Raw genomic sequence first — 18,518 nt, 5'->3', positions numbered from 1 at the left:
GCGTTGTTACCAAACAAAGATGTTGGTCCGTCAATTACCTTCTCTCTTCCTGCAGTTGACGCACCAGTGCGACCTGTGGGACGGAAGCGGCGGGAGGGGCGGACGCCGCGACACGGGGCCGCGCCGTCCCCGCCGGGCCGGTCCGCGCCCGCTACCGTGACGCCATGGCAGGCGAACACGACCTCGACGAACTGCTCTCCGGCATGGACCCCGTCCACAACCCGGGCCGCTACGTGTACTGCACCCTCCCGGGCCGGGTGCCCGCCGGGCTGCGGCCGGTGGTCACGGTGGCCGAACCCGAGGGGGTGACCTTCGTCGTCGCCCAGGAGGAGGCCGACGCGCTCGGCCTGCCGTACACGTACGTCGCCGCCTGGCTGACCCTGCGGGTGCACTCCGCGCTGGAGGCGGTCGGGCTGACCGCCGCCGTCGCCACCGCCCTCGCCGACCGCGGGATCAGCTGCAACGTGGTGGCGGGCTTCTACCACGACCACCTGTTCGTCCCAGTCCACGAGGCCGACCGGGCCCTGGAGACACTCAACTCGCTGGCGGCGTCCCGCTCCTGAGCCGCGGCCCCGAGGCCCGCACCGAGGCCCGTACCGGCGCCGGGGCCCCGGCAGGCGCTCTGGCCCCGGCGGCCCGGGCGGGCGACAATCCGGAGGAAGGCCCCGCCGGTCCGGACGAGAGGGACGCCGTGTCAGCCGATCCGCAGCCGCCCGCCGACCGGCCCGCCCCGGAACCTGCCACCCCGGAACCTGCCGCCCCGGGACCGGCCGCCGCCGACTGGGTGGCCGGCACCGCCGCCGCGCTGGGCGCCGGGCTCGGGGCCGCGGTGGGCGCCGGCCGGTTCCCCGGCGGGGTGCTGGTGGTCGGCCAGGCCGGGGCGGGCCGGGCGGTGGTGGGCCGCGGGCTGGTCGCCCCCGAGTGCGGCGACGTCCGCCCCGACGAGCACACCCGCTACGACCTGGCCTCGCTGACCAAGGTGCTCGCCACCTGGCCGCTGGTCGGCGCCGCCGTCCGCGCCGGACTGCTCGACCCGGACGCCCCGCTGCGCGCCGCGCTGCCCCGGCTCCCCTCCCCCGGCGGCAACCTGACGGTGCGCCAGTTGATGACCCACACCTCGGGGCTGCTCCCGCAGACCGGCCTGGCCCGCTACCAGCACACCGGGCGCCCGCTGATCGAGCACCTGTGCGCCGAGCCGCTGGTCTCGCCGCCCGGCGCGCACCACCGGTACATCGACCGGGGCTTCATCCTGCTCGGCCTGCTGCTGCCCGAACTGCTGGGCCGCCCGCTGCCGGTGCTCGCCGACGAGCTGTGGCGCGGACTCGGCCTGACCGCCACCGCGTACGGCCCGCTGCCGCGCGACGTCCGGCTCGCCCCGACCGAGCAGCGGCTGCGCGGCGCGCCCCGGACCTGGGGCATCCCGCACGACCCGAGCGCGGCCCTGCTCGGCGGGGTGGCCGGGCACGCCGGGGTGTTCTCGTCCGCCGCCGACCTGGCCGCCTTCGCCGAGCACCTGCTCGGGCCCGCCGAGCAGGACGGGCCGCCCTCGACGTCCGAACCCTCCTGGCTGCCGGGGTGGTTCGCGTCGAGCCGCCGCCCGCTGGTCGCCGTCGAACCCGGCCTGTCCCGGGGCCTGGCCTGGCTGGTCGCCGAACGGGGCCCGGTCGCCTACCACCACGGCTTCACCGGCACCAGCCTCTACCTCGCCCCGGACACCCGCCGCTTCGTGGTGCTGTGCACCAACGCCGTCTACCACGGCTGGGACCGCACCCGGCTGGCCGACCTGCGGGCCGCCGCGCTGCACGCCCTGCTGCCCGACGGCCGGTAGCCGCCGCCTGTCCGCCGTGCCGCTCAGCGCGGCCCGGTGCGGCGGCCGCCGGTCAGCACGGTCAGCACCTCCCGGTGCCGGGAGCGCCCCGGGTACGGGTCGGCGGGGGCGGCGGCGAGCAGCGCGATGTCGTCCTCGGCGGGGTCGGGGGCCCCGGCCAGGACGGCGTCCAGCAGCCCGGCGGGGCCCGCGCCGGCCGGCAGCCGCCGGGCGGTGAGCCGGGCCAGCGAGCGGTCGATGTCCTCGTCGCGGCGCTCGACCAGGCCGTCGGTGTACAGCAGCAGGGCGTGGTCGGGCGGCAGGACGACGGTGGAGGGGGCGTAGCCGTTCAGGCCGGTGCCGAGCGGCGGGCCGGGCTCGACCGGGAGCAGCGCGAGCTCCCCGGTGGGGCGGACCACCGCGGGCGGCAGGTGGCCGGCGCTGGCCAGCGCGTAGCGGCCGCGGGCGGGTTCGGCGTAGACCACCAGGCAGGTGGAGGGCCGGTAGTCGTGGACCTCGCAGGCGAGGTGGTCGAGCCGGGTCAGCAGCCGGTCGGCGGTGGGTTCGAGCAGCGCCATGGCGCGCAGCATCGCCTGGTAGTGGCTCATGTGGGCGGCGGCCTCGATGCCGTGGCCCATCACGTCGCCGATGGCCAGCACGGTGCGGCCGTCGGGCAGCGCGACCGTCTCGTACCAGTCGCCGCCGATCAGCGCGCCGGTGCCGGCCGGGCGGTAGCGGAAGGCGACGTCGAGGTCGGGGTGCGGGCTGCCGGGTTCGGCGAGCATGGCGCGCTGCAGGCGGGCGGCGACGTCGTGCTCGCGGCTGTAGCGGCGGGCGTTGTCGAGGGTGATCGCGGCACGGCCGGCCAGGTCCTGGGCGGCGACGGCGTCGTCGGGGCCGAAGCCCGGGGAGGCGCCGATCCGCATCAGGGTGACGGTGCCGATCCGGTGGCCGCGGGCGGTGAGCGGCACCACCAGGCCGGAGTGGATGCCGATCTCCCGGTACAGGGCGACCCGGGCGGCGTTGGGGGCGGAGCGGGCGAGTTCCTCGTCGCTCAGCAGGTTCTCGATGATCGGGCGGCCGGCCTCCAGGCAGCGGCGGGTGGTGGAGCCGGGCTGGTAGTCGATGTGCTCGCCGGGGGCGCCGAGCCGGCGGACCTGGTCGAGCAGCTCGGGGGCGGCGGCCAGCGCGGCGCGGCGCAGCCGGCGGCTGCCGTCGGGGCGCGGCCGGGCGTGGCTGCTGTCGGGGTGCGGGAGGAGTTCGACGGTGGCGGCGTCGGCGAGGTGCTCGACCAGGAAGGCGGCGAGCTCGCCGCAGGTGGTGTCGACGTCGAGGGTGGTGCCGACCCGGGTGGCGGCGGTGTCCAGCAGGGCGAGCCGGGACCTGGCCTGTTCGAGCTCGTGCTGCTGGCGGCGGGAGGCGGTGACCTCCAGCACGATGCCGACCAGGCCGACGGGGCGGCCGTCCGCGCCGTCGATCCGGTGGTAGGCGCCGTGCCAGTAGCGGCGCGGCAGCGGGGAGGCGGCCCGGGTGCGGCCGCTGGAGGTGACCTCGCGGGCCCGGCCGTCGGCGAGCACGGCGCGCAGCACGTCCTCGCGGGCGTCGATGTCGGGGAGGAGTTCGGCGATGGTGCGGCCGAGGTGGCGTTCGGCGGGCAGGCCGTTCATCCCGGCGAGGGCGGGGTTGACGTAGCGGTAGCGCAGCCCGGTGTCGAGGACGGCGATGCCGGCGTCGGTGCCGTCCAGCACCTGTCGCAGCGGCCGGGGCAGGGCGCTCCAGAGGTCCTCGGCCATGGCGGGCGCACCTCCTCGCCGGGGCCCGGTCCGGCCGACCCGGCCCTGTGACCAGTAAACACAGCGCCGGGGGTTCGGGCGATCCGGTGCCGGGCGGCCGGGCGGGGCACCGGCGGGGGCCGCCGGATTCACTCGGACGGAGTCGCCCGAATGCCCGGGGGCGGCCGGTGCCGGAGGGTCGGTGGCAAGTGCTGCTCCGGTCTAGGAGGTTCCATGAGTTCGTCTGTCGGTCCGACCGCGACACCGCCCGCCGGCCCCCGTGCCGGCGGCACCCGGGCGCCCCGCAACAAGGGGTGGGTCTCCGGGATGGTGCTGTTCGCCGGTGTGGTGATGCTGGTGAACGGCATCCTCGAGGTGTTCCACGGGATCATGGCGATCGCCGAGGACGACGTGTTCGTCAGCACGCCGCGGTACGTCTTCCGGTTCGACCTGACCGGGTGGGGCTGGATCCACCTGGTGATCGGCGCGCTGGTCGCGCTGGTCGGCTTCTTCGTGATCCAGGGCGCGGCCTGGGCCAGGATCGCCGGTATCTTCCTGGCCTCGCTGAGCCTGATCGGCAGTTTCCTGGCGCTGCCGTACTACCCCCTGTGGGCCCTGGTGATCATCGCACTGGACGTGTTCGTGATCTGGGCGCTGTGCGTCTACCGGGAGGACTGAGCCCCCGCCCGCCCGTGCCGGTACGGGCACGCACCGAAGGGCCCCGCGGGTCCGCTCCAGGACGGAGCGGGCCCGCGGGGCTGTGCGCCGCCGGGCCGAGGGGGCGGCCGGCGGCGTCACGCGGGGACGGTCACTTGTTGAGCGCGTCCACACCGGCCTGGGCGAACTGCTCGTCCTGGTCGCCGCTCGGGGCGCCGGCCACGCCGACGGCCGCGATCGGGGCGCCCTTGACCTGGACCGGGGCGCCGCCGCCCAGGAACAGGGTGCCGGGGATGTCCTTCAGGTTCGGGGCCTGGGCCAGGCGCTTGGCCAGCTCGGAGGTCGGCGCGTTCCACGACACCGCGGTGTAGGCCTTGCGCTCGGCCGACTCGAAGGACTGCGGGCCGGAGCCGTCGCCGCGCAGCTCGACGATCACGTTGCCGTTGCGGTCGACGACGGCGACGGAGATCTTCTGGCCGGCCTTGGCGGCGGCGTCCAGGCTGGCCCGGGCGGCCTTGGTGGCGGCCTCGACCGTCAGGTGGGTGGACTGGAAGGTGTTCTTGTTCTGTACGTCGGAGTTGACCGCGGTGGCCGGGGCCGCGTTCGGGGTCTCGGCGTTGGCGGAGACGGCACCGACGACGCTGGCTCCGACCGCGGCGACCGCAACGGCACCGGTGACGACGCGGGTGCGGGTGCTCAGCTTCTTCATTTTCGGCTCCTGTATCGAGGGGGTTCGGTTCGGCGCCGGATCCCTGTGCGCTCCGGCCTCGCAACCCATACTTCGCCCCGGCACCCCCTCCCCGGATCGGCGAACCGGCTCGCTCCGCGGAGCATGATGGACGACAACCGTGTCAACCGATCGGTTGATGCGCGGGGCGCCGGCCCGGTCCACCATCGCTATGACGGGCGTGACGCAGCGTGAGAACCCGGGGCGGGGGAGTGACCCGCCGCAGGTCCGCCGGGCCGGGCACGAGACGGCCCACGACGCGGCACGCGCCCGGCACTCGGGCGTGCAGGCACCCGGACACTTGAGCACTTGGGCACGTTGAGCACTTGGGCATGTTGGGCACTTGGGCACTTGGGCACGAAGGAGGCAGCCATGATGCGTCACCCCCTGTCCCGGGCGGTCGACCCGGACGCGGGCTGGCTCACGGTCGTCATGCGGCTGGCCTTCCTGCTGCTGCTCGGCACCTCGCTGGCCAGGTACCTGACGCACCACCTCTCCAGCCCGCTGACGCCCTGGGTGGTCGGGCTGAGCCTGGCGCTGGCCGTGGGCCACCTGTCGGGGCTGTCCGAGCGGCGGCAGGGCTGGCTGGCGGCGGTGCTGGCGAGCTGGGCGGTGCTGGTGCTGATGGCGCCGAGCTTCGCCTGGTGCGCGGTCCCGCTGGTGTACACGGTGCTCCGGGCGCTGCCGCCGCGGGCCGCGATCCCGCTGGTGACGGTGCTGACGGTGCTGGTGGTGGTCTCCGAGCTGCGGCTGCCCGGCGGCTTCGACCCGACGATGCTGCTGCTGCCGCCCGCCGTCGCCGCGCTGGCCACCGCGGTGTTCCTGTACATGCAGCGGCAGGGCGCCCGGCAGCGGAAGCTGATCATCGACCTGATCCGCACCCGGCGGGAGCTGGCCGCGGTGGAGCGCCGGCAGGGCGCGCTGGCCGAGCGGGAGCGGCTGTCCGTCGAGATCCACGACACCCTCGCCCAGGGCCTGTCCAGCCAGCAGATGCTGCTCCAGGCCGCGGACCGGACGTGGGAGCAGGACCCGGCAGCAGCCCGCGGCCACGTCCGGACGGCCGCCTCGATCGCCGCGCGGAACCTCGCGGAGGCCCGCCGCTTCGTCCACGACCTGGCCCCGGCCGACCTCGCGGAGCAGGGCACCCTGGAGGCCGCGCTGGCCGCGCTGGCCGACCGGGAGGCCGCCGAGAGCGGCCTGGCCGTCCGCTTCCACCTGGACGGCGCGCCCGCGCCGATGCCGGCCGCCGCCCAGTCCGCGCTGCTGCGGATCGCCCAGGGCGCGCTGGCCAACACCAGGGAGCACGCGCAGGCCGAGCACGCCTCGATCACCCTCTCCTACCTGGGCGACCAGGCGGTGCTGGACGTCGCGGACGACGGGCGCGGCTTCGCCCCGGGCCGGGCCGGGCGGGGCGAGCGCGGCGAGCGCGGCGAGCGCGGCGAGCGCGGCGAGCGCGGCGAGCGCGGCGAGCGCGGCGAGCGCCCGGCCGGCGGGAGCCGGGGGCACGGGCTCCCGGCGATGCGGGCCCGGCTGCGCCAGCTCGGCGGCACGCTGACCATCGAGTCCGCCCCGGGCGAGGGCACGGTGGTCTCGGCGGCCATCCCGCTGGAGAGCCGTTGAACCGGGGCACCGGGCACGACAGCGGCAGCGGCACCGGCGGCGGCCCCGGCCGGTAGCGTCGGCCGCCGAGGAGCACACGGAAGGAGCGGTTCATGAACGACACCGTCCGCAACGACACCGTCCGGCTGGTCATCTGCGACGACCACGCCATGGTCCGGGCCGGGCTGCTGGCCCTGCTGTCCAGCGATCCGGCGATCGAGGTGGTCGGCGAGGCCAGCACCGGCGAGGAGGCGGTCTCGCTGACCGCCGCCCTCCGGCCGGACGTGGTCCTGATGGACCTTCAACTCGGCGACGGGATCGACGGCGTGGAGGCCACCCGGCGGGTCCTCGCCGGGCCCGGCGAGAGCCACGTCCTGGTGCTGACCACCTTCGACACCGACACCGACATCAGCCGGGCGATCAACGCGGGCGCCACCGGCTACCTGCTGAAGGCCGAGAAGCCGGAGGAGCTGTTCGCCGCGATCCGGGCCGCGGCGGCGGGCCGGCCCGCGCTGTCCCCGCCGATCGCCTCCCGGGTGATGGCCCAGATGCGCTCCCCGCTCCCCCAGTTGACCGACCGCGAGCAGGACATCCTGGACCAGCTCGGCCAGGGGCTGGGCAACAAGGAGATCGCCCGGGCGCTGTTCATCAGCGAGGCGACGGTCAAGACCCACCTCGGCCGGATCTACGCCAAGCTCGGCGTGGACACCCGCTCCGGCGCGGTGGCGATCGCCAAGGAGCGCCGCCTGCTGCGCTGAACTCCCGCCGAACCACCGCTCCTTGACAACCGAACAGCGACGGCCGGCCCGGCCCGCCCGTACCGCGCCTCCCCCGCGCCGCACGGATCCGGCCAACCGCGGAATCCGGCGAACCGGTGACATCCGGAAGGTGCAGAAGTGGCGGGAGGGGGGTAGCCACACGGGGCCCGCCCGGTGTGACGCGAACGCGTAAGAAACGCGACACACTCCGCTCACCCTCCCCTCGCCGGCCTGTCGTTCGGGCGCGACACGGTTTGGCCGGAACCGACGTACGAAAGGCGGACGCGCCCCATGCCGACCGCACCACCCGCGCAGGCGCCGCCGCGCCGCCTCGGGGAGCACGGGCTCGCCTGGGCGTTCCTGCTGCCCTCGGTCGCCGTCTTCGCCCTGTTCATCGGCTATCCGCTCGGGCGCACCCTCTACCTCAGCGCGCACGCCAACGACCTGTTCGGCGCGCCCTCCCGGTACGTCGGCCTGCGGCACTACACCGACCTGCTGGCCTCGGCCGAGTTCCGCGACACCCTGCTCACCACCGCCCTGTTCGTGCTGCTGACGGTGGTGCCCGGGGTGCTCGGGGCGCTGTTCCTGGTGCTGCTGCTGGAGAGCCGGATCCGCGGCGTGCGGCTGCTGCGCTCGGCCTTCGCGCTGCCGTTCGCGTTCTCGGTGGCCAGCGCCTCGGTGGTGTTCTCGGTCTTCTACAACCCGGCCAGCGGGGTGCTCAACGGGCTGCTGTCGCAGTTCCACCTGGGCCCGGTCGGCTGGCTCACCGACTCCCGGTACGCGCTGCTCTCGGTCGCCGCGTCCACGATCTGGATGAACCTCGGCTACAACGTGCTGGTGCTCTCGGCGGGCATCGGCTCGATCCCGGACGAGATCACCGAGGCCGCCCGGCTGGACGGCGCCTCCGGGCTGCGGCTGGCCCGCTCGGTGACGGTGCCGCTGCTCGGTCCCAGCCTGTTCTTCCTGGTCGTGGTCTCCACGGTGAACGCGCTGCAGAGCTTCGGCCAGATCCACATCCTCACCCGGGGCGGCCCGGACGGCTCGACCCGCACCCTGGTCTACTCCGTCTACCAGAAGGCGTTCGCCTACGGCTCCAGCGACTTCGGCACCGCCAGCGCCCAGGCCGTGGTGCTGCTGGTGGTCGTACTGGCCTGCACCGCCGTCCAGTTCGGCGCCCTGGAACGGAAGGTGCACTACGCATGACCGCCGCCCTCACCGAGCCCGGGGCGCCCGCCGCCCCCGCCCGGGCCGCCCGCCGCCGGGTCCACCCGCGCAGCGCGCTGGCCGGGGCCGCGGTGTACCTGCTGCTGCTGGCCGCCGCGCTGACGGTGCTGTTCCCGGTCTACTACGTGTTCGCGGGCGCCTTCATGCGCCCGGACGAGATCGCCGCCTACCCGCCCGCGCTGGTGCCGCACTCGGTCACCGGGCGGAACTTCTCCGGCGCCGTGCACGCGGTGCCGCTGGTCCGCCAGTACGCCAACTCGGTGCTGGTGGCGGGCGTGATCACCGCGGCGCAGCTGTTCACCTCGGTGCTGGCCGCGTACGCCTTCGTGTTCCTGCCGCTGCGGGCCCGCAAGCCGGTGTTCGGGCTGTTCCTGGCCACCCTGATGGTGCCGTGGGAGTCCGTGGTCATCCCCAACTACCTGACGCTGTCCGGCTGGGGCCTGGGGAACACCTACTTCGGACTGGTGCTGCCGTTCCTGGCCTCCGGCTTCGGGACGTTCCTGCTGCGGCAGTCGTTCCGGCAGTTCCCGGCCGAACTGCGGGACGCCGCCCGGATCGACGGGGCGGGCCACTGGCGGTTCCTGTGGCGGATCCTGGTGCCGCTGAACCGGCCGGTGCTGGCGGCGCTCGCCGTCTACGTGTTCCTGTCCGCCTGGAACCAGTACTTCTGGCCGCTGATCATCACCCGCACCGCCGAGATGCAGACCCTGCAGATCGGCCTGTCCACGCTGCGCGACTCGGAGATGGCCGATCCCGGCCTGATCCTGGCCGGCGTGGTGCTGTCGCTGCTGCCCACGCTGGCGCTGGTGGTGTTCGGCCAGCGCTTCATCGTCCGCGGCCTGACCACCGGCGCCGTCCGCTGACGGCCGGCCCTCCCGCTCCGCTCGACTCTCCCGGCACCCACCCTCGTAGAAGAGAGAAGAACCCGTGAAGAAGAGTGCCCGCGCGCTCGCCGCCCTGCTGGTGTCCGGCCTGGCCCTGACGGCCTGCAGCTCCGGCGGTTCCGGGGGCGGCGGCGCCTCCGGTGACGCCGCCGCGCCCGCCGCCTCCGCGCTCGACCAGGCGTCCGGGGTGACCACCGTCGAGTTCTGGCACTCGATGACGGGCAAGAACGCCGAGACGCTGACCGCGCTGGTCTCCCAGTTCAACGCCGCGCACCAGGGCAGGATCGAGGTGAAGCCGGTCTTCCAGGGCACCTACGACGACCTGATCGCCAAGTACAAGGCGTCGGTGCAGCAGAAGGCCACCCCGGCGCTGGTGCAGGTCTACGACATCGGCACCCGCTTCATGATCGACTCCAGGCAGACCGTCCCGGCCCAGGCGTTCGCCGACAAGGACGGCTACCCGCTGGACGACCTCCAGCCCAACATCCGCAACTACTACTCGGTGGACGGCAAGCTCGCCTCGATGCCGTTCAACTCCTCGGTGCCGCTGCTCTACCTGAACGACGACGCCTTCAAGGAAGCCGGCCTCGACCCGGCCAAGCCGCCCACCACGCTGGCCGAACTCGGCGACCTCGCCAAGCAGTTGACCAAGAAGGACGGCAGCGGGCAGACCGTCCGCTACGGCTTCGGCGCGGCCGTCTACGGCTGGTTCGTCGAGGAGCTGATGGCCGAGTCCGGCTCGCTGTACTGCGACAACGGCAACGGCCGCACCGGGAAGGCCGCCAAGGTCGGCTTCGACACCGCCAAGGGCGCCGAGATCGTCCAGTGGTGGGCCGACCTGATCAAGAACGGCTACGCCGCCAACACCGGCCGTCAGACCACCGACGCCCAGGCCGCGTTCAAGGCCGGCACGGTGGCCATGCACCTGGAGTCCACCGGCGTGCTGCGCGGCTACACCGAGGCCGCCAAGTTCACCGTCGGCACCGCGCCGTTCCCGAAGACCGCCGCCGGCGACCAGGGCGGCCCGATCATCGGCGGCGCCTCCCTCTGGATCTCCGGCCCCGGCCACTCCGACGCCCAGAAGCGGGCCTCCTGGGAGCTCGAGAAGTTCCTCACCGCCCCCGAACAGCAGGCCGCCTGGCACGTCGGCACCGGCTACTTCCCGGTCAACACCAAGTCGCTGGACGTCCCCACCGACAAGGAATGGGTCGCCAAGTACCCGCAGTTCCAGACCGCCGTCGACCAACTCGCCGCCACCAAGCCCACCCCCGCCACCGCCGGCTGCCTGCTCGGCGTCATGCCGCAGGCCCGCAAGGGCGTGGAGACCGCCATCGAACAGACCGTCTCCGGCTCCAAGACCGCCCAGCAGGCCCTGGCCGACGCCGCCAAGGAACTCCAGCCCGCCATCGACAGCTACAACTCCTCGGTCGGCTGACCCCGGCCACGACCGGCCGGGGGCGGCCCGCCGTCCCCGCCCACACCGAAGGGCCCGGCCGCGCGGGTGCGCGGCCGGGCCCTTCGAAGCGGAAGGCGGCGGACGAGTCGGCCTGTACGCCGGGTTCTGTCTCCCTGGTCGCTTGCGCGGCCGGGGGAGGCGGCCATCCATCTAGGGCTGCCGTTGCCGACAGCCTCGTGCGGTCTACCCGCGAGCTCGGGCGAGCAGCCCTCGAACACTCGCGCACGGCGCCCGGGGGCGCCGATCTTGACCTTGCTCCGAGTGGGGTTTACCGAGCCAGCCGAGTCACCTCGGTCGCTGGTGGTCTCTTACACCACCGTTTCACCCTTACCTGCTGCCGGAGCGGCAGGCGGTCTGTTCTCTGTGGCACTGTCCCGCGGGTCACCCCGGGTGGGCGTTACCCACCACCCTGCTCTGTGGAGCCCGGACGTTCCTCGGCGGGCCCCGAAGGGACCCGACGCGACCGCCCGGCCGGCTCGTCCGCCGTACTGGTCATCGTAGCCGCTCCGCGGGGCGCTCCCGTACGCCGGTCAGCGGGTGGGGCCCGCGGTGTCCTGGCGGGTGGGGGCGGGGAGGTGGTCGAAGCGGGCGGCGACCCGGGCGGCGGTGCCGGCCGCCCAGGGGGTGGTGGTGAACAGGCCGAGGAGCAGGACGGTCAGGCCGAGGCCGGTGATGATCCACCAGCCGGCGTGGGTGGCGGGGGTGAAGCCGCCGGCCGAGGCGACCGCGCTGGTGACCACGGTGCCGATCACCGCGACGCCCAGTGACTGGCCGACCTGCCGGCTGGTGGAGGCCACCGCGGCGGCCACCCCGGACTGGGAGAGCGGCATGCCGGAGACCGCCGAGTTGGTGATCGGTGCGTTCACCAGGCCGAAGCCGATGCCGAACAGGGCGTACGCGGGCAGCAGCAGGAGCGCCGGGGAGTCGGCGGTGAGCCTGGTCAGCAGCAGTCCGCTGGCGGCGATCGCGGTGCCGGCGCCGAGCAGCGGCAGGCGCGGGCCGCGCCCGGCCACGAGCCGGCCGGAGAGCGGGGCGGCGAACAGGGTGAGTCCGGCCATCGGCAGCGTCCACAGGCCGGCCACCACCGGGGTGTAGTGGCGGACCTCCTGCAGGTACAGGGTGTTGAGGAACAGGAAGCCGCCGAGCGCGGCGAACGCGCAGACCGCGGTGACGGTGGCGCCGGTGAACGGGGCGCTGCGGAAGAACCGGGGGTCGATCAGCGGTTCGGCGACCCGGCGCTCCCACAGCGGGAAGGCGATCAGCGCGGCGACGGCGACCGCGGCCAGCGCGAGGATGCCGGGCGAGGTCCAGCCGTGGCCCGGGCCCTCGATGATCGCGGCGGTGCCGCAGCCCAGCAGCAGCACCATCAGCAGTTGGCCGACCGGGTCCAGCCGGCGGGCCCGGGGCGCCCGGGACTCCGGGACGTGGCGGTAGGTCAGCAGGCAGGCGGCCAGCCCGACCGGGACGTTGATCAGGAAGATCGACGGCCAGCCCGCGGTGTCCACCAGGAAGCCGCCGATCAGCGGGCCGAGCGCCATGCTGATGCCGACCACGCCGCCCCAGACGCCGATCGCCCGGGCCCGCTCGCCCCGGTCGGTGAAGGTGTTGGTGATGATCGACATCGCCACCGGGTTCATCATCGACCCGCCGACCGCCTGCACCGCGCGGAAGCCGATCAGCCAGCCCAGTCCGGGCGCCAGGCTGCACAGCAGCGAGCCGAGCACGAACAGCACCAGCCCGGTCATGAACACCCGCTTGCGGCCGATCCGGTCGGCCACCGAGCCGGCCAGCATCAGCAGCGAGGCCAGCACCAGGGTGTAGGCGTCGATCACCCACTGCAGGCCGGAGGCGGGCGCGTGCAGGTCGGTGCGGATCGCGGGCAGCGCGATGTTCACGACGGTGTTGTCCAGGCCGACGATGAACAGGCTGAGGCAGCAGATGGCCAGGATCAGCTGCCTGTGACGGCGGTCCGGCGCGGCGGTCGATCGGCTCATCATCCGATCATCCCACCACTTCATGAACGCTTCCTGGGCCCCCTGGGGACGGGTCCCCGTCCGCGCCGCGGCTACCCGTCGGCCGCCAGCGCGAACCGGACGGTGCGGGTGGCCGGGTCGGCCAGCGTGAGCCGGACGGTGACCCGGTGGCCCAGCGGCAGCCGGTCGGGGGCGTCGCACTTGGCGACCACCGCCGGGTCGCGCAGCTGCACGGTGCCGACGGTGGGGCGGCGCCCGTCCACGTCGACCACCACCGCCTCGAACTCCTCGCCCTCCCGGCCGCGCAGCAGCTCCGTCTCCACCAGGTCCACGCAGGCCCGCTCCACCTCGTGCGCCCGCCGGTCGCCGCTCTCCATCAGCCCCGGCACCAGCGGCAGCGTGTCGCGGACCCAGCCCGGCACGTCGGTGCCGCCCGCCACCGCCAGGCAGATCTCCAGCGCGTACCGGTCGCCGAGTCGGCGCAGTGGGGCGGTGCAGTGCGCGTACGGGGCGGCCAGCGCGGCGTGGCCCGGGTCGGCGGGCGGGGCGGTGCCGCGGGCGGTGTCGAAGGCCCGGTAGCCGGCGCCGCGCAGCAGGCCGGTGCACTCGTTGAGGAAGGCGGCGTCGGCGGTGCGGGCCGGGTCGAGGGAGCGGATCAGCGCCGGGTAGGGCAGGCCCGCGGGCCAGTCGACGCCGAGCGCGTCGGCGGTGCGGCGCAGCCGGGCGTACGCGGAGTCGGGGGCGGCGGGCAGGGTGCGCAGCAGGCCGGTGCCGGCGTCCAGCATGAGTTCGGCGGCGGCCATGCCGGTGAGCAGCGAGATCTGGGCGTTCCAGCCGTCGGCGGGGCGGGGCGCGCGGTAACCGAGCCGGTAGCCGCCGTCCTCGGCCGCCACCTCCTGCTCCGGGACGGGCAGGCTGACGCCGCCGCGGGCCTGCTCCAGGGCCTCGCGCAGGGTGCCGACCTCGGCGAGCAGGACGAGCTGCTCGTCGGCGTCCCCGGCGTCGAGCCGGCCCTGGACGGTGGCGTAGTCGAGCCGGCGGCGGGAACGGACCCGGGCCCGGCGCAGGTCGGCGAGGACCAGCGCGCCGTCGGCGTCCAGGTCGAGCTGCCAGAGCAGGGCGGGGCGCAGCTCGCCGGGCAGCAGGCTGGCCGCGCCCTCGGAGAGCCGGACGGGGTGCAGCGGCACGTTGCCGTCCGGGAAGTACAGGGTCTGGACCCGGTGCGCGGCCTCGGTGTCGATCGCCCCGCCGGGGGCGACGTACGCGCCGACGTCGGCGATCGCGTAGTGGACGCGGTAGCCGCTGCCCCGGCGGGTCAGCCGCATCGCCTGGTCGAGGTCGCGGGAGTCCGGCGGGTCGAGGGTGAACAGGTCGAGGTCGGTGGCGTCGAACTCGGGGAGCCGGGGCAGCGCGGCCGCCCGGTCGGCCTCGGCGAGCACCTCCGGGGGCCAGTCGGTGCGGATCTCCAGGCGGGTCCTGAGGTCGGCGAGCTCGGTGTTGATCCTGGCGGTCTGGGCGGCCCGGACGCTGAGGTGTCGGCGCGGCATGGTCGCAGCGTAAGCGGCCGGGGCACCGGAGGCGTGCCGGGCGCACGGGGAGCCGCGGGATGCGGGGCCCGGCGGGCCGGGGCGGGAGGCGGGGCGGGGGGTCGGACAGGGGCGCGGCGGGATGCGGGGCGGGGGCGGGCGGGTCGTTAGGGTGGACGGGTCCGGGTGCTACAGGTTGTTGAAGGGGTGTCGCCGTGCTGGTTCTGCTGCCGCCGTCGGAGGGGAAGGCCGCGCCGCAGGCGGGTGCGCCGGTGGAGCTGGAGCGGCTGTCGCTGCCGGGGCTGACCGGGGCCCGGCACAAGGCGCTCACCGCGCTGGTCGAGCTGTGCGCGGGGGACGCCGAGCGGGCCGCCGAGGTGCTCGGGCTGAGCAAGGGCCTGCGCGGCGAGGTCGGCAAGAACGCGGCCCTGCTCACCGCGGGAGCCCGCCCGGCGGGCGAGGTCTACACCGGGGTGCTGTTCGACAACCTGGGCCTGGCCAAGCTGGACGACGCCGCGTACGCCCGGGCCGAACGCTCGCTGCTGGTCTTCTCCGGCCTGTGGGGCGCGGTCCGGATCGGCGACCGGATCCCGCCCTACCGCTGCTCGATGGGCGTCAAGCTCCCCCCGCTGGGCGCGCTCGGCCCGTACTGGCGGGGCGTGCTGGACGGAGCGTTGCCCGAGGTCGCGGACGGCCTGGTGCTGGACCTGCGCAGCTCGGCGTACGCGGCGGCGTGGAAGCCCGCGGGGGCGCTCGCGGGCCGGACGGTGACGGTGCGGGTGCTGCAGGAGCGCGAGGTGGACGGGGTGCTGAAGCGCTCGGTGGTCTCGCACTTCAACAAGGCCACCAAGGGCCGGCTGGTGCGCGACCTGCTGGCGGCCGGTCTGGAGCCCGCCGCGCCCGGCGAACTGGTGGACGCCCTCGAACAGTTGGGCCACCGGGTGGAGGTCTCCGCGCGCGGCACCGAGCGCAAGCCGTGGCAGTTGGACGTGGTGGTGACGGACGTCCACTGACTGACGTTCGTCAGTTGGCGTTCGTCGGTCGCCGGATGTTCGTCAACGCCTTGATCCAGGTCCGCGCACCGGACGTCCGTCAGTCGGTGAACGTTCGTCAACTGATGGACGGCCGCCGCCCGACGGTCGTCCGCCCCGCCCCACTCCAACCCGCCCCGCTCCATCCTGCCCCTCCCCGCCCCGCCCCCCGCGCGGGGCCGCTCAGCGCAGGTGCGAGGTGTCGTTGAGCAGTCGGAGCGAGGCGTTGCCGTCGCGGTAGTACTGGACGGCGCAGAGGGAGGCGGCGGAGAGTTCCATCCGGTGCACGGAGTCCGGCGGGGCGCCCAGGGCCAGGCGGACCAGGGTCTTGATCGGGCTGACGTGCGAGACGACCAGCACGGTCTGTCCGGCGTACTGCTGGACGATCCGGTCGCGGGCCCGGGCGACCCGGCGGGCCAGGGTGCTGAGCGATTCGGTGCTGCCGGTGGGCTTGGCGTCGGCGGAGCCCAGCCAGGTGGTGAGGTCGGCGGGGTGGCGTTCCATCACCTCGGCGAAGCCGAGGCCCTCCCAGGCGCCGAAGTCGAGTTCGCGCAGGTCCTCCTCGATCCGCACCTCCAGGCCGAGCCGGCGGGCGGTGGCCTCGGCGGTCTGCCGGGTGCGCAGCATCGGGGAGGCCACCACGGCCTGCACGGTGCCGCGGGCGGCCAGCGACTCGGCGGCCCGTTCGGCCTGCCAGCGGCCCTTCTCGGACAGGCCGGGGTCGCTGCCGGTGCTGCCGGAGAAGCGCTTGAGCGGGGTGAGCGGGGTCTCGCCGTGCCGCAGCAGCACCAGCGTGGTGGGGGTGCCGAGGTCGGCGGGCGCGGCCCGGCCCGCCGGGGGCGCGGCGGGCTCCGGGGCCGGGGCGGTCGCGGCGGGCTCCGGGGCGGCCTGGGCGGGTTCCCACTGGCGGCCCTGCCGGCCGGCGTCCATCGCCTCGTTGGCGAGCCGGTCGGCGGTCTTGTTCCGCTCGCGCGGGATCCACTCGTAGGTGACGTTCCCGGCCGGGAGGATGCCGCGGGCCTCGGCGGCCAGCGGCCGCATCGCGGGGTGCTTGACCTGCCAGCGGCCGGACATCTGCTCGACGACCAGCTTGGAGTCCATCCGGACCTCGACCCGGGCGTCCGGGTCGAGGTCGCGGGCGGCCTTGAGGCCGGCGATCAGGCCGCGGTACTCGGCGACGTTGTTGGTGGTGTGGCCGAGGTACTCGGCGGCCTCGGCCAGGACCTGCCCGGTGTCGGCGTCGCGGACCACCGCGCCGTAGCCGGCCGGTCCCGGGTTGCCCCGGGAGCCGCCGTCGGCCTCGACGACGTACCTGGCGCCCGTCATACCGGTCAGACGCCCGACTCGCCGGTGCGGACCAGGATCCGGCCGCAGTTCTCGCAGCGCAGCACCTTGTCGGCGGGCTCGGCCTTGATCGCGTTGAACTCGGTGATCGAGAACTCGGTGCGGCAGCCCTCGCAGCGGCGCTGGTAGAGGCGGGCCGCGCCGGTGCCGCCCTGCTGCTCGCGCAGGCGCAGGTAGACCTTCATCAGGTCGGCGGGGATGACGTTGGCGACGGCCTCGCGGTCGCGGCGGACCTTGTCGGCCTCGGCGTCGATCTCGGCGAACTTGGCGTCCCGGCGGCCCTCGGCCTCGGCGACGACCACGGAGGAGTGCTCCAGGCGGGCGGTCAGTTCGGTGACCCGGGTCTGGGCGGACTCCAGGCGCTCCATCACCTCGAGGACGATGTCCTCGAGGTCGCCCTGGCGCTTGGCCAGCGAGGCGTTCTCGTGCTGGAGGTTCTCCAGGTCCTTGGGGGAGGTGACCGCGCCGGAGTCCATCCGCTGCTGGTTGCGGGCGGCCCGGGAGCGGACCTGCTCGACGTCGGCCTCGGCCTTGGTCTGCTCGCGGGTGGTGTCGCCGAGCTGGGCCTGGGCGGCGACGACCAGGTCCTTGAGGGCGGTGTGGTCGGCGGCGGCCTTGTCGATCTCGGCGTGCTCGGGCAGGGTGCGGCGCCGGTGGGCCAGCTGGTCGAGGCGGGAGTCGATGGCCTGCAGGTCGAGCAGGCGGATCTGGTCGGCGGGCGCGGCGTTCACGCGGCAGGGCTCCTGTTGAGTTGGTTCGGCGGGGTGTCGGGGGCGTCAGGGGGCGTACGGCATCGGCGCGTGCGCCGTCCACGGGTCGGTGACCCGGGTGGAGACGCGGGTCTCCAGCGGCCAGCCGCGCCGGTCGGCGCGGTCGGTGAGCTCGCGGGCGGCCAGGCGCAGCCAGGGCCACTCGGTGGCCCAGTGCGCGGCGTCGACCAGGGCGACCGGGGCGGCTTCGACGGCTTCGGAGGCCGGGTGGTGCCGCAGGTCGGCGGTGACGTAGGCGTCCACGCCGGCCTTGCGGGCCTCGGCCAGGAAGGAGTCGCCGGAGCCGCCGCAGACCGCGACCGTGCGGACGGTCCGCTCGGGGTCGCCGGCGGCGCGGACGCCCGCGGCGGTGGCGGGCAGTCCGGCGGCGACCCGGGCGGTGAAGGCGGCCAGCGTCATGGGCTGCGGGAGTTCGCCGATCCGGCCGCTGCCCCGGCGGCCGGCCGGGTCGGTCGGGTCGGCGACCAGCGGGCCGGTGACCTTCAGTCCGACGGCTTCGGCGAGGGCGTCGGAGACGCCCGGGTCGGCGTGGTCGGCGTTGGTGTGGGCGACGTGCAGGGCGATGTCGTGCTTGATCAGGGTGTGCACGACCCGGCCCTTGAAGCCGGTCGCGGCGACCGTGGTGGTGCCGCGCAGGTAGAGGGGGTGGTGGGTGACCAGCAGGTCGGCGCCCCATTCGACGGCCTCGTCCACGACCGCCTGCACGGGGTCGACGGCGAACAGCACCCGGCGGACCTCCGCCCCGGGGTCGCCGCAGACCAGGCCCACCGCGTCCCAGGACTCCGCCCACTGCGGGGGGTAGACCTCTTCGAGCACGGCGATGACGTCGGACAGTTTCGGCACCTGTCGAGACTACCGCGTGCCACGGCCCGGCCCGGTCCCGCTCCCGGGTGCGGACCGGCCGCCGCCGTCGTACACCTGCGCGTCAACCCGGCGTCGGAGGCCCGGCCGAGGCCGCCACGGGCCGCCGGGGCGGGGCGGGCGACGGCG

General features: G+C 74.9%; 16 protein-coding genes and 1 other RNA gene. 9 read left to right on the top strand and 8 right to left on the bottom strand.

All coding sequences use genetic code 11. From position 1 onward, the window contains the following. The first annotated feature begins 164 nt into the window (after positions 1-164). Together EDD39_RS14000 and EDD39_RS13995 are read left to right on the top strand one after the other, a co-directional pair. Positions 165-563 (top strand): ACT domain-containing protein, encoded by a 399-nt coding sequence (locus tag EDD39_RS14000; RefSeq protein ID WP_123556014.1) that lies wholly within the window; start codon positions 165-167, stop codon positions 561-563. A gap of 128 nt (positions 564-691) precedes the next feature. After that, the gene (locus EDD39_RS13995; protein WP_244256713.1) at positions 692-1,828 is read left to right on the top strand and encodes a serine hydrolase domain-containing protein; all 1,137 of its coding nucleotides are present in this window, start codon (positions 692-694) and stop codon (positions 1,826-1,828) included. A 23-nt stretch (positions 1,829-1,851) separates the two neighbouring features. Here the strand turns inward: EDD39_RS13995 and EDD39_RS13990 are convergent, their stop codons facing one another. Further along, positions 1,852-3,600 (bottom strand): SpoIIE family protein phosphatase, encoded by a 1,749-nt coding sequence (locus EDD39_RS13990; protein ID WP_123556012.1) that lies wholly within the window; start codon positions 3,598-3,600, stop codon positions 1,852-1,854. 213 nt (positions 3,601-3,813) lie between these two features. Here EDD39_RS13990 and EDD39_RS13985 point away from each other — a divergent pair, with 213 nt between their 5' ends. Then, a complete protein-coding gene (locus EDD39_RS13985) occupies positions 3,814-4,257 on the top strand; it encodes a DUF4407 domain-containing protein (protein WP_244256712.1) in 444 nt (147 codons plus the stop codon). A 130-nt stretch (positions 4,258-4,387) separates the two neighbouring features. Here EDD39_RS13985 and EDD39_RS13980 read toward each other — a convergent pair whose 3' ends face one another. After that, entirely contained in the window at positions 4,388-4,945 is a 558-nt protein-coding gene (locus tag EDD39_RS13980; protein WP_123556010.1) for a GlcG/HbpS family heme-binding protein, read from the bottom strand. Positions 4,946-5,335: 390 nt separating this feature from the next. Here EDD39_RS13980 and EDD39_RS13975 point away from each other — a divergent pair, with 390 nt between their 5' ends. The 5 genes from EDD39_RS13975 (at position 5,336) to EDD39_RS13955 (ending at position 10,863) form a co-directional block, all read left to right on the top strand. Further along, on the top strand, positions 5,336-6,583 hold the full coding sequence (locus EDD39_RS13975) for a sensor histidine kinase (RefSeq protein ID WP_123556008.1): 1,248 nt from the start codon (positions 5,336-5,338) through the stop codon (positions 6,581-6,583). Between the two features lie 92 nt (positions 6,584-6,675). Further along, the gene (locus EDD39_RS13970) at positions 6,676-7,320 is read left to right on the top strand and encodes a response regulator (RefSeq protein ID WP_123556006.1); all 645 of its coding nucleotides are present in this window, start codon (positions 6,676-6,678) and stop codon (positions 7,318-7,320) included. Between the two features lie 291 nt (positions 7,321-7,611). Then, a complete protein-coding gene (locus EDD39_RS13965; RefSeq protein ID WP_123556004.1) occupies positions 7,612-8,523 on the top strand; it encodes a carbohydrate ABC transporter permease in 912 nt (303 codons plus the stop codon). After that, positions 8,520-9,407, top strand: coding sequence for a carbohydrate ABC transporter permease (locus EDD39_RS13960; RefSeq protein ID WP_123556002.1), 888 nt, complete (start codon positions 8,520-8,522; stop codon positions 9,405-9,407). The genes EDD39_RS13965 and EDD39_RS13960 overlap by 4 nt, the downstream gene beginning before the upstream one ends. 64 nt (positions 9,408-9,471) lie before the next feature. Beyond that, entirely contained in the window at positions 9,472-10,863 is a 1,392-nt protein-coding gene (locus EDD39_RS13955) for an ABC transporter substrate-binding protein (protein ID WP_208765497.1), read from the top strand. Positions 10,864-10,962: 99 nt separating this feature from the next. Here the strand turns inward: EDD39_RS13955 and rnpB are convergent. The 3 genes from rnpB to EDD39_RS13940 all read right to left on the bottom strand — a co-directional run bounded on the left by rnpB (position 10,963) and on the right by EDD39_RS13940 (position 14,404). Next, an RNA gene (rnpB, locus tag EDD39_RS13950) (RNase P RNA component class A) lies at positions 10,963-11,363 on the bottom strand. A 51-nt stretch (positions 11,364-11,414) separates the two neighbouring features. After that, the gene (locus EDD39_RS13945; protein ID WP_123560420.1) at positions 11,415-12,878 is read right to left on the bottom strand and encodes an MFS transporter; all 1,464 of its coding nucleotides are present in this window, start codon (positions 12,876-12,878) and stop codon (positions 11,415-11,417) included. A gap of 71 nt (positions 12,879-12,949) precedes the next feature. Further along, a complete protein-coding gene (locus EDD39_RS13940; protein ID WP_123555999.1) occupies positions 12,950-14,404 on the bottom strand; it encodes an RNB domain-containing ribonuclease in 1,455 nt (484 codons plus the stop codon). A gap of 194 nt (positions 14,405-14,598) precedes the next feature. Between EDD39_RS13940 and yaaA the strand changes: the two genes are divergently transcribed. Next, the gene (yaaA, locus tag EDD39_RS13935; RefSeq protein ID WP_123555997.1) at positions 14,599-15,396 is read left to right on the top strand and encodes a peroxide stress protein YaaA; all 798 of its coding nucleotides are present in this window, start codon (positions 14,599-14,601) and stop codon (positions 15,394-15,396) included. A gap of 201 nt (positions 15,397-15,597) precedes the next feature. Here yaaA and EDD39_RS13925 read toward each other — a convergent pair whose 3' ends face one another. Genes EDD39_RS13925 through EDD39_RS13915 form a run of 3 tightly spaced genes read right to left on the bottom strand, consistent with a single transcriptional unit; the run spans position 15,598 to position 18,371 of the window. Then, entirely contained in the window at positions 15,598-16,740 is a 1,143-nt protein-coding gene (locus tag EDD39_RS13925; protein WP_123555995.1) for a bifunctional RNase H/acid phosphatase, read from the bottom strand. 5 nt (positions 16,741-16,745) lie between these two features. Beyond that, complete coding sequence (locus EDD39_RS13920) at positions 16,746-17,489, bottom strand: zinc ribbon domain-containing protein (protein WP_123555993.1); 744 nt, start codon at positions 17,487-17,489, stop codon at positions 16,746-16,748. 45 nt (positions 17,490-17,534) lie between these two features. Then, entirely contained in the window at positions 17,535-18,371 is an 837-nt protein-coding gene (locus EDD39_RS13915) for a Nif3-like dinuclear metal center hexameric protein (protein ID WP_123555991.1), read from the bottom strand. Between the last annotated feature and the right edge of the window lie 147 nt (positions 18,372-18,518).

The organism is Kitasatospora cineracea (assembly GCF_003751605.1).
In the GTDB taxonomy this organism is placed as follows: domain Bacteria; phylum Actinomycetota; class Actinomycetes; order Streptomycetales; family Streptomycetaceae; genus Kitasatospora; species Kitasatospora cineracea.
Note: the sequence above shows the minus strand (reverse complement) of the source record. Positions and strands in the feature narration are given on the sequence as shown.

Coding starts and splice junctions, on each gene's coding strand:
- EDD39_RS14000 (WP_123556014.1), top strand. CDS start 165: ATGGCAGGCGAACACGACCTCGACGAACTGCTCTCCGGCATGGACCCC.
- EDD39_RS13990 (WP_123556012.1), bottom strand. CDS start 3,600: ATGGCCGAGGACCTCTGGAGCGCCCTGCCCCGGCCGCTGCGACAGGTG.
- EDD39_RS13985 (WP_244256712.1), top strand. CDS start 3,814: ATGAGTTCGTCTGTCGGTCCGACCGCGACACCGCCCGCCGGCCCCCGT.
- EDD39_RS13980 (WP_123556010.1), bottom strand. CDS start 4,945: ATGAAGAAGCTGAGCACCCGCACCCGCGTCGTCACCGGTGCCGTTGCG.
- EDD39_RS13975 (WP_123556008.1), top strand. CDS start 5,336: ATGATGCGTCACCCCCTGTCCCGGGCGGTCGACCCGGACGCGGGCTGG.
- EDD39_RS13970 (WP_123556006.1), top strand. CDS start 6,676: ATGAACGACACCGTCCGCAACGACACCGTCCGGCTGGTCATCTGCGAC.
- EDD39_RS13965 (WP_123556004.1), top strand. CDS start 7,612: ATGCCGACCGCACCACCCGCGCAGGCGCCGCCGCGCCGCCTCGGGGAG.
- EDD39_RS13960 (WP_123556002.1), top strand. CDS start 8,520: ATGACCGCCGCCCTCACCGAGCCCGGGGCGCCCGCCGCCCCCGCCCGG.
- EDD39_RS13945 (WP_123560420.1), bottom strand. CDS start 12,878: ATGAGCCGATCGACCGCCGCGCCGGACCGCCGTCACAGGCAGCTGATC.
- EDD39_RS13940 (WP_123555999.1), bottom strand. CDS start 14,404: ATGCCGCGCCGACACCTCAGCGTCCGGGCCGCCCAGACCGCCAGGATC.
- EDD39_RS13925 (WP_123555995.1), bottom strand. CDS start 16,740: ATGACGGGCGCCAGGTACGTCGTCGAGGCCGACGGCGGCTCCCGGGGC.